The organism is Rhodovulum sp. ES.010 (assembly GCF_900142935.1).
Taxonomy (GTDB): Bacteria; Pseudomonadota; Alphaproteobacteria; order Rhodobacterales; family Rhodobacteraceae; genus Rhodovulum.
Genome location: NZ_FSRS01000001.1, coordinates 3,636,162 through 3,650,162 on the forward strand (window position 1 = coordinate 3,636,162; position 14,001 = coordinate 3,650,162).

General features: G+C 68.8%; 15 protein-coding genes. 2 read left to right on the forward strand and 13 right to left on the reverse strand.

Annotation, left to right across the window (positions count from 1 at the left end):
* The 12 genes from BUR28_RS17980 to BUR28_RS18035 form a co-directional block, all read right to left on the reverse strand.
* Window positions 1–678 carry a type 1 glutamine amidotransferase gene (locus BUR28_RS17980; RefSeq protein WP_074221367.1) on the reverse strand — a complete coding sequence of 226 codons (678 nt, stop codon included), beginning with the start codon at window positions 676–678 and terminating at the stop codon, window positions 1–3.
* 146 nt (window positions 679–824) lie between these two features.
* Complete coding sequence (locus BUR28_RS17985) at window positions 825–2,156, reverse strand: glutamine synthetase family protein (protein WP_074221368.1); 1,332 nt, start codon at window positions 2,154–2,156, stop codon at window positions 825–827.
* Window positions 2,153–2,992 (reverse strand): ABC transporter permease, encoded by an 840-nt coding sequence (locus BUR28_RS17990; RefSeq protein WP_074221369.1) that lies wholly within the window; start codon window positions 2,990–2,992, stop codon window positions 2,153–2,155. Before BUR28_RS17990 ends, BUR28_RS17985 begins: the two co-directional genes overlap by 4 nt.
* Window positions 2,989–3,870, reverse strand: coding sequence for an ABC transporter permease (locus BUR28_RS17995; RefSeq protein WP_074221370.1), 882 nt, complete (start codon window positions 3,868–3,870; stop codon window positions 2,989–2,991). Before BUR28_RS17995 ends, BUR28_RS17990 begins: the two co-directional genes overlap by 4 nt.
* Before the next feature lie 56 nt (window positions 3,871–3,926).
* Window positions 3,927–4,646: a transporter substrate-binding domain-containing protein gene (locus BUR28_RS18000; protein WP_074221371.1), complete on the reverse strand. Its 720-nt coding sequence runs from the start codon at window positions 4,644–4,646 to the stop codon at window positions 3,927–3,929.
* Window positions 4,647–4,674: 28 nt separating this feature from the next.
* A complete protein-coding gene (locus BUR28_RS18005) occupies window positions 4,675–5,454 on the reverse strand; it encodes an ABC transporter ATP-binding protein (RefSeq protein ID WP_074221372.1) in 780 nt (259 codons plus the stop codon).
* Window positions 5,455–5,673: 219 nt separating this feature from the next.
* Complete coding sequence (locus BUR28_RS18010) at window positions 5,674–6,120, reverse strand: tellurite resistance TerB family protein (protein ID WP_074221373.1); 447 nt, start codon at window positions 6,118–6,120, stop codon at window positions 5,674–5,676.
* A 91-nt stretch (window positions 6,121–6,211) separates the two neighbouring features.
* Window positions 6,212–6,916 carry a hypothetical protein gene (locus tag BUR28_RS18015; protein WP_074221374.1) on the reverse strand — a complete coding sequence of 235 codons (705 nt, stop codon included), beginning with the start codon at window positions 6,914–6,916 and terminating at the stop codon, window positions 6,212–6,214.
* Window positions 6,916–8,559: a CTP synthase gene (locus tag BUR28_RS18020; protein WP_074221375.1), complete on the reverse strand. Its 1,644-nt coding sequence runs from the start codon at window positions 8,557–8,559 to the stop codon at window positions 6,916–6,918. Before BUR28_RS18020 ends, BUR28_RS18015 begins: the two co-directional genes overlap by 1 nt.
* Before the next feature lie 285 nt (window positions 8,560–8,844).
* Window positions 8,845–9,228, reverse strand: coding sequence for a preprotein translocase subunit SecG (gene secG, locus BUR28_RS18025; protein ID WP_074221376.1), 384 nt, complete (start codon window positions 9,226–9,228; stop codon window positions 8,845–8,847).
* Window positions 9,229–9,292: 64 nt separating this feature from the next.
* Window positions 9,293–9,715, reverse strand: a complete 423-nt coding sequence (locus BUR28_RS18030; protein WP_074221377.1) for a DUF6524 family protein — start codon at window positions 9,713–9,715, stop codon at window positions 9,293–9,295.
* Between the two features lie 139 nt (window positions 9,716–9,854).
* Window positions 9,855–10,253, reverse strand: a complete 399-nt coding sequence (locus BUR28_RS18035; protein WP_074221378.1) for a DUF6524 family protein — start codon at window positions 10,251–10,253, stop codon at window positions 9,855–9,857.
* 143 nt (window positions 10,254–10,396) lie between these two features.
* Between BUR28_RS18035 and BUR28_RS18040 the strand changes: the two genes are divergently transcribed.
* Both BUR28_RS18040 and BUR28_RS18045 read left to right on the forward strand, forming a co-directional pair.
* On the forward strand, window positions 10,397–11,689 hold the full coding sequence (locus BUR28_RS18040; protein WP_074221379.1) for an adenylosuccinate synthase: 1,293 nt from the start codon (window positions 10,397–10,399) through the stop codon (window positions 11,687–11,689).
* Window positions 11,689–11,943, forward strand: a complete 255-nt coding sequence (locus BUR28_RS18045) for a DUF2842 domain-containing protein (protein ID WP_074221380.1) — start codon at window positions 11,689–11,691, stop codon at window positions 11,941–11,943. Before BUR28_RS18040 ends, BUR28_RS18045 begins: the two co-directional genes overlap by 1 nt.
* Before the next feature lie 35 nt (window positions 11,944–11,978).
* On the opposite strand, the gene BUR28_RS18050 is transcribed toward BUR28_RS18045, so the two are convergent.
* Window positions 11,979–13,886, reverse strand: a complete 1,908-nt coding sequence (locus BUR28_RS18050; RefSeq protein ID WP_074221381.1) for a hypothetical protein — start codon at window positions 13,884–13,886, stop codon at window positions 11,979–11,981.
* Window positions 13,887–14,001: the final 115 nt, after the last annotated feature.

Sequence of the window (14,001 nt, forward strand, 5' to 3'; positions counted from 1 at the left end):
TCAGCGTCTTTCGGTGAAGAAGCGCGCGATGCGGTCGGCCATCGCCCCGTTGTCTGTGGGCGTGCCGAGGCGCGCGCGCGCCTCGGCCAGCCGGTCCTCGGGCACCACGCCGGGCGCGCGATGCGTCATCAGCCCCTCGATGAACCCGGCCCCGTATTCGGGATGCGGCTGCACCGACCACGCCCGGTTGCCGTAGACCAGCGCGGCATGGGCGCAGCGTGTGCCGTGGCCCACCGTTTCCGCCGCCTCGGGGGGGCGGATCACCTGGTCCTGGTGCCAGGCGTTGAGCGTGTAGGTCTGCCCGTCGATCTCGTAGTCGCGGGGGCCCACGGACCAGCCGCCCTCGAACTTCTCGACATGGCCGCCGAGGGCCTGGGCGATGATCTGGTGGCCGAAGCAGATACCTACGATGGCAATCTCGGCGCCGTAAGCGTCACGAATGAAGGTCTCCAGCGGCGGGATGAAATCGTGGTCTTCGTAGGTGCCGTGCTTCGACCCGGTGATGAGCCAGCCCTCGGCGGCATGGACCGAGGCGGGAAACTCCATATGCTCGACATCGTAGGTCTGGAACGTGAAGCCGCGCCCGGCCAGCAGGCGTTCGACCATGTCGGGATAGTCGCCATACGTGTCCCGAAGCGCGTCGGGCGCATGGCCGGTCTGCAGGATGCCGATCCGCATGGGAAATCCGTGGGTTGTGCGCGTGGAGGGTAGTCCCGCGCGCGGGCACGGGCAAGGGCCTGCCCGCGCGGCCCGGCGATGTCGGATGGTCGCGGGGCGGCGGGCAGATCGAGGCGTCGTTGCGCGCCGTTCCGTGATCGCGGTGCCTACACCGTGTCGAGATAGAGCGCGAGCCGCGCCTCGGCGTCGAGCGCCGCGATCCGGCGGGCCTCCTGCCGCTTGGTCATCACCAGGTTGCGGATCAGCCCGCGCGGGAAGACCCGCGCCATGCGGGGGCTGGTCTCGAACGCATCGATCGCGCCGAGCCAGCAGGTGGGAATCTGCGGCAGGCTCTGGTCATAGGCGTTGCCGGTGATCGGGAGCGGCGGCGAAAGCTGTTCCTCGATGCCCTGCAGCGCCGTGCCGAGGACCGCCGCGATGACCAGGTAGGGGTTGATGTCGCCCCCCGCCACCCGGTGCTCGATCCGCCGGGCGCGGGGGGAGCCGCCGGGAATGCGGATGGCCGCCGTCCGGTTCTCGCGCGCCCAGCAGATGCCGGTGGGCGCATGCGCGCCGGGCACCATGCGGTCATAGCTGTTGCCATGCGGCGCCAGGATCAGCGTCATGTCGGGCAGGGCGGCGAGGCAGCCCGCCACCGCCTGGTGCAGGAAGCCCGAGCCCCCGGTGCTGCCATCGTCGAAGACGTTGTTGCCATTTGCGTCGAGGACCGAGAAATGGACGTGCAGCCCGTTGCCGGCATGTTCTTCGTAGGGCTTGGCCATGAAGCTTCCGGCCAAGCCGTGGCGGCGGGCCATGCCCTTGACGAGCAGCTTGAACAGCCAGGCGTCGTCGGCGGCCTTCATCGCCTCGCCATGGATGAGATTGACCTCGAACTGGCCCATCCCGGCCTCCGAGATCGCCGCATCGGCGGGAATGTCCATCGCCTCGCAGGCGTCGTAGAGGTCGGTGAAGAAGGCGTCGAAGGCGTCGAGCGTGCGCAGCGACAGGATTTCCGCCGCCTCCCGCCGCTTGCCCGAGCGGGGCGAGCGGGGGGCGTGGATGCCCGGCTCGGAATCGTCGACGAGATAGAATTCCAGCTCCGTCGCCACCTGCGGCCGCCAGCCCCGCGCCGCGTAGGCCTCCAGCACCCGGGCCAACGCCTGGCGCGGGCAGCCTTCGAAGGGGGCGCCGCCCTCGGTGAACATCCAGAGCGGCAAGAGCGCGGTCGGCGCTTCGAGCCAGGGCATCGGCACGAAGCCCCGTCCGGTGGGCCGCAGCACGCCGTCGGCATCGCCGGTCTCGAAGACCAGCGGGCTGTCCTCGATATCCTCGCCCCAGATGTCGAGGTTCAGCACCGAAAGCGGGAACCGCGTGCCCTCCTCGGCGACCTTGCCGGCGAAGCGCGAGGGCAGCCGCTTGCCGCGCGCCTGCCCGTTCAGGTCGCAGGCGGCCACGCGGATCGTGCGCACATGGGGATTTTCGGCCAGCCAGTCGGTCATCTCAGAAGGTTGGGGCGGAACCGGATGCGCTGCCGCGCGGTGGGCGCGATGTGGCGGTTGAGGCGGCGGTTGATCAGGCCGAAGACGAAGATGATCACCAGCGTCAAGAGGATGAAATAGACCGCCGCGATCGGGTAGGGAACGAACGGGTTGAAGGTCTTGTCGGCGAAATAGTTGGCGTAGTAGAGCGCGTCGCCCTTCTGCTGCCAGGCCGGGAAGCCCGAGAAATACACGAGCGCCGTGGCGTGGAACAGGAAGATCGCCTCGTTGGTATAGGCCGGCCAGCCGAGCCGCAGCATCGTGGGCCAGACCACGCGTCGGAACTTGGCCCAGCCCGACAGGCCGTAGGCATCGGCCGCCTCGATGTCGCCCTTGGGCACGGAGCGCAGCGCACCGTAGAAGATCTCGGCCGAATAGGCGGCGGTGTTGAGGAACAGCACGATCAGCGCCCCCGCCCAGGCTCGCGTCAGCCAGCGGGTGTCGGCGGTGATCTCGACGAAGAGAAGGTTCAGCTCGATGCCCGATTTCGGCAGCAGAACGAAGGCCTCGTAGAACAGGAAGAACTGGATGAAGAGCGGCGAGCCCCGAAACAGGAAGATGAACCACTCGGCGGGCTTGCGCACCGCCCAGAGATGGCTCGACCGGGCGAGCGCCACGGCGGTGGCGAGGAAGAAGCCGAACAAAAGCGCGAGTGCCCCGAAATAGACGTTCCAGATCAGCCCCGAGCCGATCAGCGTGACCTGTTCGCACAGCGTGAAGTCGGATCGCGGCAGCAGCCGTTCGCCGATGCCGACCGAGCGCAGCGCGTAGTCCTGGATCGTTTGCAGGCAGCTCATGCGTCCGCCTTCCTGAGCGCCTCGCCGCCGAGCGTCGCCTGGCCGTGGCTCAGCCGCACGGTCAGCCGCGCCAGAACGATCTCGGAAACCTTGGTGAGCGCGAGGTAGAAGACCAGCAGCGCGAGGAAATAGTAGAGCCGCCAGTCGGGATGCGGGTAGGCGTAGATCCGGGTCTTGGACCCGCCGAGTTCCCGCGCCCAGTAGACGATGTCCTCGACCCCGAGCAGGAACAGAAGCGGCGTGGCCTTGATCAGGATCATCCAGAGGTTTGACAGCCCCGGCAGCGCATAGACCCACATTTGCGGCACGAGGATGCGCCAGAACGACTGGCGCGGAGTCATGCCGTAGGCCTCGGCGGTCTCGATCTGCGCCCGCGGCACGGCGCGCATCGCGCCGTAAAGGACGTTCGCCGCGAAGGCCCCGAAGACAACGGCGAAGGCCAGCACGGCCAGGACGAAGCCGTAGCTCTCATGCACCCATTGCGGTGCGGTCGAGAGCGGCAGCTTGGCCTCGGTGCAGACCACGAAATCGTTGCCGCGGCGGATCGGTTCGGTCCAGTCGGGGCATTTCGCGTGGTGGCGCAGCCATTCCAGCCCCTGATCCAGCGCGATGGGCACGAACAGGAAGAAGATGATGTCGGGCACGCCGCGCACCATCGAAGTGTAGATGCGGCCTACCGCCTGCAGCGGCAGCAGGCGCGACCGCGTGGCCATGGCGCCGGCAAAGCCGAAGAACAGCGCGACCGGCGCGGTGATCGCCAGCAGCAGCAGCACCGTGCCGAAGGAGGCATAGAACGCCATGTGCTTGCCGCTGGTCAGGTAACAGGCAAACCAGGCAAGGCCCTCGATCGTGCTGGGGTCTTCGCAGAACGCGAACATCGGCGGTCAGACCGGGGCGGACCGGGCTGCGCGACGGCGCCCGGTCCGCGTGCCGCTCAGAAGCGCGGCGAGTCTTCGCCGAGCCATTTGATGATCAGTTCGTTCAGGCTGCCGTCATCCTTCATCGACTGGATCACCGTGTCGAACTTGCCCCGCAGCTCGGGGTCGGACTCGCGCAACGCCATGCCGATGCCGCCGCCCAGCGGGATGTCCTCGCCGACGAAGACCATGTCGCCCTCGTTCACGAAGGGCACCAGGAAATCCTTGTCGGCCATCACCGCGTCGGCCTCGCCGTTGCGCACGGCCGCGACGGTGTCGTCGGGGTTGGGGAACTCGAGAAGGGTCGCGCCGGTATCGACCACGTGGTTGGCCTGGATCGTGCCGGTCTGGGCCGCGACCACGCCGCCCTCGATATCCGCGTCATCGCTGAGCGCGGCATAGGACGAGGGCGAAGGGGGCGTGTAGTTCTGGGTGAAATCCACGACCTCGTCGCGCTCGGGCGTGATGCTCATGCCCGCGATGATCGCGTCGTAGTTGCCCGAGACGAGGTTCGGGATGATCGAATCCCAGTCGTTCGTCACCCATTCGCAGTTGAGTTCGGCGCGTGCGCACAGCTCATCCCCGAGTTCGCGCTCGAACCCGTCGACCTCGCCATTGTCGTTGATGAAGTTGTACGGAGGATAGGCACCCTCGGTGCCCAGGCGCACGACGTCCTGCGCCAGCGCCATGCCGGCCGACAGCGCCAGGGCGGCGGTGCCAAGAATCAGTCGGTTCATCTTACTCTCCCGTTGGTTGGTTCGGCGGTCAGGCCGCCACGGTTGCACTGAGAAACTGTTGCAGACGCTCGGATTCCGGGCTGCCGAACAGCCGGTCGGGCGGGCCCTCCTCCTCGATCAGGCCCTGGTGCAGGAACACCACATGGTCCGACACGTCGGCGGCCAGCCGCATGTCGTGGGTGACCAGCATCATGGTGCGCCCTTCCTCGGCCAGCGCCTTGATGACGCGCACGACCTCCTGTTCCAGTTCGGGGTCGAGCGCCGAGGTCGGCTCGTCGAACAACAACGCGCGGGGCTGCATCGCCAGCGCGCGGGCGATCGCGGCGCGCTGCTGCTGGCCGCCCGAAAGCTGCGCGGGGTAGACGTCGCACTTGTCGCCGATGCCCACCTTGTCGAGCAGGGCGCGGGCGCGGCTCTCGACCTCGTCCTTGTCCTCGCCGAGCACGGTGACCGGCGCCTCCATCACGTTCTGCAGGATCGTCATGTGCGCCCAGAGATTGAACTGCTGGAACACCATGGAAAGGTTGGTGCGGATACGGATGACCTGGCGGCGGTCGGCCGGGTGGCGGTTTGGGCCGCGGCCGCGCCAGGCGACGGGTTCGCCCTCGAAGATCACCTCCCCTTGCTGGCTGTCCTCCAGCAGGTTGGCGCAGCGCAGAAGCGTCGACTTGCCCGAGCCGGACGAGCCGATCAGCGAGACCACGTCGCCCTTCTTCGCGGCGATCGAGACGCCCTTGAGCACCTCAAGCGCGCCGTAGCTCTTGTGGAGATCGCGGATTTCGAGGACGGGCGCGGTGGACTCGGTCACGTCGGGTTGCCGGTTGCGGGTCGTTCGGCCCCGAAGTAGGGCGTAAATCATTAAGGATTGCAACGGGGAAGTGACGGCAGCGCGGGCGGTTGCACAGGATTTGGGCATCGCTGGCGGCGGTGCGCGCGCAGAGGGGGTGCGAATGCCGCCATGGCCGGGGGCCACATGGCGAAGCGCGGGGAAATGCAGGATCTCCGCGAGGTGCCGACCGAGACTTCGTCAGCCGTCGCGCTTGGCCTCGGCGCGATGGCGGGCCAGCGCACTGTCGCGGTCGTTCACGCCCAGCAGGCTCGCCACCAGCCGGAGCAGACCGTCTTCCTCTTGGTCGCGGATCCCGTCGGCCAAGACGACCTCCCACAGTGCCTCGATCACGGCTTCGCGGTCCTCGTAGGCCACCGCGTCCTTGATCGCGCGGGTGAAGCGCACCGTGTCGGGCGCCTCGCCCTCCAGAGCCTCGGCCCGGCGCCGGAGGTCCGTCGCCTCCCAGGGCGACAGCTCGTAGCGGGTCGCGAGAATGCGGTCGATCCGCTCGGCTTCTTCGCGGGCGTATTCCCCGTCCGACCGGGCAAGTCGCACCAGCAGCGCGCCAAGCGCCAGCCGCGCATCGGCGTCGGGCAGGACCTCGGGCTCGGGCTGGATCAGGCGGTTCAGGAAATCGGCGAACATGGGCTTTATATAAATCCCGGCGGCCGTGTGGAAAAGCCGGAACTGCACGCATGTACCGTCACGACCGCGTGGCCGGTCGGGCCCGCCGCGTTCAGCCGATGGCCGGGGCGCAGCCGAAGCGCAGGTCGTCCATCGATACGCCGCCCGGGTCGAGATTGGTCAACAGCAGCCCCGCGATGTCGGCCCGCCCGCCTGCGCGCAGGAAGCCGAAGCTCGAAATGCCGGGGCCGAGCCAGAGCGCGCGGTCCGCGATCAGCGTCGCGTCGCGGGCGTAGAGGCGGACGCGGATCAGGCCGCGATGGTCCGCGCGGCTGCCGAGGTCGTCGCGGTACTCGGTGTGCACGCGCAGCGCGACCGCGCAGCCGTCATCGTCGAACAGGAAGGCGGCCGCGCCCTCGCCGCGGGCTTCGGGGGCAGGCCAGCGCAGCGGTCCGACGGGATAGAGCGCGTTCGACCCGAACGCGCGGTGGAACGAAACCGACAGGCCCGCCTGCGGGGCGCCCGAAAGCAGCGCCAGCGGCGCCGCCGGGGCGGTGGTATCGGGGATGGTGTCGTGCCGCCCGCCCCGCGCGCGTTCCTCGATCAGGGGCTGCCCGGCGAACCGTTCGCCCGCGCGCCCGCCGGCGAAGGCGTAGCCGTGGTCGAGCGCGTGCCCTGGCTCGGGCAGCGACGGCAGGGTTTCGAAATCGACGAGCCCCGTGGTCAGGGCCGCCGCGCGGTCGTAGCCGACGACCTCGACCGGCTCCGCCGCCGCCGCGAGAGGCAGGGCGGCGAGCGCGGCCAGGCCGAGGCGCATTACACCAGCCGCGAGGTTTCGACCGCCGCGCGGATGAAATCGGCGAAAAGCGGGTGGGGGGCGAAGGGTTTGGACTTCAGCTCGGGATGGAACTGCACGCCGATGAACCAGCGATGGTCCTGCCACTCCACGATCTCGGGCAGGCGGCCGTCGGGCGACATGCCCGAGAACACCAGCCCCTGCGCCTCGAGCTGTTCGCGATACTTGGTGTCGACCTCGTAGCGGTGGCGGTGGCGTTCCTCGATCACGTTGGCCCCGTAGATCTGCGCCACGCGCGAGCCCTCCTTGAGATGCGCGGTGTAGCTGCCCAGCCGCATCGTGCCGCCCTTGTCGTCGTCGACCCGGCGCTGGACGGTCGCGTTGCCCTGCACCCATTCCTTGAGATGGTAGACGACGGGGGTGAAGCGTTTCTTGCCCGCTTCGTGGTCGAACTCCTCGGAGCCCGCATCCGACAGAGAGGCGACGTTCCGCGCCGCCTCGATCACTGCCATCTGCATGCCGAGGCAGATGCCCAGATAGGGCACGTCGCGGGTGCGGGCGAACGCGGCGGCCTTGATCTTGCCTTCGGTCCCGCGCTCGCCGAAGCCGCCGGGCACCAGGATCGCGTGGAACCCCTCGAGCCAGGGCGCGGGGTCCTCGCGTTCAAATATCTCGGCGTCGATCCACTCGGCCTTGACGCGGACGCGGTTCGCCATCCCGCCATGGGTCAGCGCCTCGGCGATGGATTTGTAGGCGTCCTCAAGCTGCGTGTACTTGCCGACGATGGCGATGCGCACCTCGCCCTCCGCCTTGAAGATTCGGTCCGACACGTCCTCCCAGCGCGCAAGGTGCGGCTTGGGCGCGGGGCTGATCTGGAAGGCGTCGAGCACCGCCTGGTCGAGCCCCTCGCGGTGGTAGGCCAGCGGGGCCTCGTAGATCGATTTCAGGTCCTGCGCGGCGATCACGCTGTCGGGGCGGACGTTGCAGAACAGTGCGAGCTTCTCGCGCTCCTTCTCGGGGATCGGCCCTTCCGAACGGCAGACCAGCACGTCGGGGGCGATGCCGATGGAGCGCAGTTCCTTGACCGAGTGCTGCGTGGGCTTGGTCTTCAACTCGCCCGACGCGCGGATATAGGGCAAGAGCGTCAGGTGCATGAAGATGCACTGGCCGCGCGGCTTGTCCTGGCTGAACTGGCGGATCGCCTCGAAGAAGGGCAGCCCCTCGATGTCGCCCACGGTGCCGCCGATCTCGCACAGCATGAAATCGACCTCGTCCTCGCCGACGCGGATGAAGTCCTTGATCTCGTTGGTGACGTGCGGGATCACCTGGATCGTCTTGCCGAGGTAGTCGCCGCGCCGCTCCTTCTCCAGCACGTTGGAATAGATCCGGCCCGACGAGACGGAATCGGTGGCCCGCGCCGCGACCCCGGTGAAGCGTTCGTAATGGCCCAGGTCGAGATCGGTCTCGGCCCCGTCATCGGTGACGAACACCTCGCCATGTTCGAAGGGGCTCATCGTGCCCGGGTCGACGTTCAGGTAGGGGTCGAGCTTGCGCAGCCGCACCGAGAAGCCGCGCGCCTGCAGCAGCGCGCCCAAGGCGGCTGACGCAAGGCCCTTGCCAAGCGACGACACCACGCCGCCCGTGATGAAAATGAACCGTGCCATGGAGAGGACGACCCCCGTGAATGCTGCTCGTGCGTTGGTGATTCGGCGCCGGAACGCCGCGGCATCACGGGGGTCGAGATATAGAGGATTCTGTCCCGCCCCGCAACCTGACCGCTAGATGCTGTTAAGGATTTCGCCGTTGCCGCAAATGGTTGTGGGTCTTGCGTGTCGGCGGGCGCGGCGGCGCGTTATCTTGTGTCAAGCTCGGCACGGCCGCGACGCGCTTTTTCGCGTGGCCTGCCACGGATGACGGATACCATGTGCGCATGTTCGGTGCTGACGGGCTCACTCGGCCCGCGGCGGCAGAAGCGGGGCGTCGCCTTCCGGCGCGACGGGCGCCGGCGGCAGCAGGTCCTCGCCGTCCGGCAGGGCTGGGGCGGACCCCTCCGCGCCGGTGTCCTCGACAGGGGCGGGGGTGCGGCCGATCTGGTCGACCACCGAGGTGCCGGCCGTGTCCCGCGCGGCGAGGATCGTGAGGGTCATCGACGTCGCGATGAAGCAGATGGCGAAGAACCAGGTCAGCTTCCCGAGCGGCGTCGCGGGGGCGCGGCCGGTGATCGCGCCGCCGCCGCCCATGCCGAGTCCGCCGCCCTCGTTGCGCTGCAACAGCACGATGCCGATCAGGCACAGCGCGAGAACGAGGTGAACGATGAGGATGACGTTTTCCATGACGGACGGCCCCGGGCTTGGTCTGGCGGTTTACCTAAGCCCAACGGGCCGCCCCCGCAACCCCTCAGGCCTTGGCCGGTTTGCCCGACTTGGCCTTCGTCGCTTCCTTGGCCGCGCGGCTGCTGGCGCGCGTCGAGCTGCGCCAGCTCAGCGCACCGGCCATGACCAGCGACAAGACCGCGAGCCCGGCCCAGGTGTTTGTGTCGTTGACCGCGTAGGTGATGATGCCTTCGCCCTCGAGGATGTAGCTCAGCAGGCCGATGATGACGAGGAACAGGATGAGCCCGACAAGGCCCATCGTGCGCAGCGTCCCGGCCAGCAGCACGAGGAGCACGAGGCCCAGCATCACGCCGATCCCGATCACGAGCGGTCTTTGATCGGCGTAGTTTGCCTGGGCCCAATCGACGTAGTTGTAACCTTCGATCGGGTTGTAGAGGGCGGCGAGCGCAAGGAAGGCGATCACCCAGCGAAGCAGGAATCCGGACATGGCGTGTCCCCCCAAGGTTATTGTCAGGTGCCGACTCTGCGGCAGAGTCTAACCTTGGATACGCCTGTTGCGTCGGATTTCGCGCTGTCGCATCGTCGCATCCCCCCGGAATTGGGGCGTTCTGTCGCAGCTTGGGGTGCTATTCGTCCACGTCGTCGACATCGGCCTGACCCGACAGCCGCCGGCGGATCAGGCTCCAGGACAGCCCCACGCCGAGCACGACCGAGAGCGCGACGAGACCGATCCAGGTGTTCCGCCCCGGATCGTCGAGGCGGAGCATCCCCCAGTCGACCATGACCCAGAGCAGCGCCGCGACGAGGGCGGCGACGAGGATCATCCCGAAGACCCCGATCGAGCGCAGGGTCGCGCGCAGGTAGACGACATAGCCCGTGAGCAGCAACAGCCCCGCCAGCACCACGAGCGACGTCGCCTCGCCCCAGGCCGCCCGCGACCAGCCCACGTAGTTCCAGTCGGTCGGGTTGTAGGTCAGCGCCAGCAGAACGAAGGCGACGAGGCAGCGCAGGATCAGTCCGGGCATGGGCGGCAGGTCTCCGATGGGCCGTCGAATCGACGGTGACTGTAGCGCCGGCGCCGCCGCGTGGGGCGAAAAACGGCTTGTCTCGGCGTCGCAGCCCGATATACCGGCGCGGGTTTGCAACGCCTAGCGCAAGGGGATCCGCCATGGCCAACGTTGTCGTCGTCGGCGCCCAGTGGGGTGACGAGGGGAAGGGCAAGATCGTCGACTGGCTGTCCGAGCGCGCCGATGTCGTCGCGCGCTTCCAGGGCGGGCACAATGCGGGCCACACGCTCGTGATCGAGGGCACCACCTACAAGCTGCACGCGCTGCCGTCGGGCGTGGTGCGCGGCGGCAAGCTGTCGGTGATCGGCAATGGCGTCGTGCTCGACCCCTGGCACCTGCTGCAAGAGATCGAGACGCTGCGCGGTCAGGGCGTGGACATCACGCCCGAGACGCTGATGATCGCCGAGAACACGCCGCTCATCATGCCGTTCCACGGCGAACTCGACCGGGCGCGCGAGGGTCAGGCCGCGGTGGCCAAGATCGGCACCACCGGGCGCGGGATCGGCCCGTGCTACGAGGACAAGGTGGGCCGGCGGGTGATCCGGGTGGCCGACCTGGCCGATGACGCCACGCTGGAGCTGCGGGTGGACCGGGCGCTGGTGCATCACAACGCGCTGCGCAGCGGCCTCGGGCTGGACGAGATCGACCGCGACGCCCTGCTGGCCGAACTGCGCACCATCGCGCCCGAGGTGCTGCGCTATGCCGCGCCGGTCTGGAAGGTGATGACCGAGGCGCGCCGTGCCGGGCGCCGCATCCTGTTCGAAGGCGCGCAGGGCGCGCTGCTCGACATCGATTTCGGCACCTACCCGTATGTCACCTCGTCGAACACCATCGCCGGGCAGGCCGCGACCGGCACCGGCATCGGGCCCGGCGCGGTCGACTTCGTGCTGGGAATCGTCAAGGCCTACACCACGCGGGTGGGCGAAGGGCCGTTCCCGACCGAACTCGACGACGAGGACGGCCAGCGCCTGGGCGAGCGCGGCCACGAGTTCGGCACCACGACCGGGCGCAAGCGGCGCTGCGGCTGGTTCGATGCGGTTCTGGTGCGCCAGACCTGCGCGACTTCGGGCGTCAACGGCATCGCGCTGACCAAGCTCGACGTCCTCGACGGGTTCGACACGCTGAGGATCTGCACCGGTTACGCGCTTGACGGCGAAACGCTCGACTACCTGCCCACGGCGGCCGACCAGCAGGCGCGCTGCGTGCCGGTCTACGAGGAACTGCCGGGCTGGTCGGACTCGACCGAGGGCGCGCGCAGCTGGGCCGACCTGCCCGCGAATGCGATCAAGTATGTCCGTCGGGTCGAGGAGTTGATCCAGTGCCCGGTGGCGCTACTATCCACCTCGCCCGAACGCGACGATACAATCCTTGTAACGGACCCCTTCGCCGACTGATGCCCCTGTCCTGGAAAGCCCGCCGCCGCTGGTCGCTCGTGATCCTCTTGATCGGGCTGCCGGCCTATATCGTGGTGGCCATCACCGTGGTCAACCTGTTCGACCGGCCGTCCTTCGTGGTGGAGTTGCTGATCTACGTCGCCTTGGGGGTCGTCTGGGCGCTGCCGTTCCGCTTCGTCTTTCGCGGGATCGGACAGCCCGATCCCGAGGCGGGAGAGCAGGACGCTCGAAAGGACGACAAGCCGAGGCGCTAGTCCCCGCCGTATCTGCTGCCCGCTGCGCCGCCCTCTCAGGCGTGCCGGCGTTCGGGTCCGTCAAGGCCGCAGCCGGTCGTGAGGCCGGGCATCACGAACATGCCGCGGCGGACCTTCTTGAAGGTCCCCACGCGCAGGAGGCTTCCGAAGGCGCGTAGAACCTCCTCGCGCTTGGTGTCCTGCCCGAGATGGCTCATCGCGAGGCGGATCACCTGGGGGCGCGAGACGCAGTCATGCCCCTCGTGCTTCAGCAGGTAGGCGGCGGCGGCTTCCAGGGTGTCGGCCATGCCGGAGACGCCGCGCTCGGCGACGAATTCCGAAAAATCGGGCTCATCTGCGAAGATGTTGCCGACGGGGCGTGGCGCCTCGTCCTCTGCGCCGGCGTCGGGCACCACCCGGCGCGGCCTGATCGCCCCGGCCGTGTCGCGCGGGGCGGTGCGGGGGCGGTCGACGCGCTGTTCGCAGACCAGCATCAGCGGTGCGAGGCGTTGCCGCTCCTCGGGTCGGGGCGTCTCGCGGTTGCCGCGGACGACCTTGGCCAGCACCTGGCGGTAGGGGCGGCGCGCGTTCTCCTCGTCCGGGCGGCGGCCCGCGCCATCGGTCTTGCGATCGGCGAAGGTGGCGGCGACGGCGGCCTTCAGATGCGCGATGGAGGCGCGGCGACGCTGCTGCTCGGCACCGTCGAGCTTGGTATTGGTTTCATCCCAGAGCCGTTGCAGCGCGGTTTCGACGGCCTTCGGATCGGGCCGGGGGGTGGTCGGCGCGTCGTCGGCCGGTTGCGGCGCGGTCTCACCGGCCGGCTTTGTCGCCTCGGGCGCGCGGGGTTCGTCGGCGCCTTCGGCCTTCGTTTCGGCGTCCTCGGCGGCGGCCGGCGCGGCGTTTTCCGCGCGCTCGGGCATCGTCCGGCCACTGTCCGTCGTGGGCTGCGCCGGGGCCGGCGTTGTCTGCCACTCGGCCTCGAATTCCGCGCGGGCTGCGGCGAGATCGGCCTGAAGCTCGGCCTCGAGGGCCTCGGGCAACCGGCCGTCCTCGGCGACGGGCGGGGGGTGCGGCACGGCGGCCGGCGGGGTTTCCGGCGCCGGTGCCACGGGATCGGGAGCGCGGGCGGCGAGATCGGCGCGCTTGAGCTTCAGAACCCGGGCGCGCGGTCGCGGCGCTGGTGGGGTCGCCTGAACCGTGTCGGCCGTCGGCCCAGCTGTGAGTGTCGGAGGCGCGTGCGCGGCGCCCCGGCCCGCCCTGGCGTCGTCCGCGTTCCCATGCGCGTCGGCGGCGGTGGGTTGACCGGCCTCGGGTGGGGGCGACGCGGCTTCGTTTATCGGTGCGCCGTGTCCGGGCACGGGCGGCGTGGGGCCGGTCGCGGCTTCTGCCGACGGCTCCGCAATGGGGGTATCCGGCGCTTCTGCTGCCGGATCAGGCCACTTTGGGTCGGGGGAGCCCTCCGTATCGGGCGCGGGCGCGTCCTCTTCGGGCCCGGTGTCGTCCCAGGCCATGGGCGGCGCTGCGTCCGTCGGCATCGCGGGCGCCGCGGCGCGGGCGTTCTCGACCACCGCGCGGATTCGCGCCAGCTTGGCGGCAACCGATTCCGTTTCGTCATCGCTGCGCGGGCCGGACACGGGCGCGTCCTCGGCGGCGGGCGGCGCGGCGCCCCGGGCCGGGGGCGACCGCATCTCGCTCGAGGCGCCGGGCAGGCGCGCGGGACGCAGCACGATGCCGTCCTCGCCGATCTGCGTCTCGACCCGCTTGCGGATTTCGCGCTCGGCAATCCGCTGCAGCATCTCGGCATCAGGGGTGGGCGGTTCCGCCCCGAAGTAACGATCATCCGCCGCGAGGTCGCGGAAATACTCGGCAATCGCCTTCATCGTGTCGAAGGAGTCGTCGAACCCTTCCAGGGTGCACGAGAAGGTGCCGTAGGACACCGTCAGTATCTTGCTCGCACCGACCATACGTCGCTCGCTTTCTCCCTGCACCGATGGCTCACATGTTTACCATAGTGTGGTTCCCAAAGATGAACGGAAAGGGTTTTTTTATTGGATTTTTCAGTGTTTCTCTTGTGTTGGC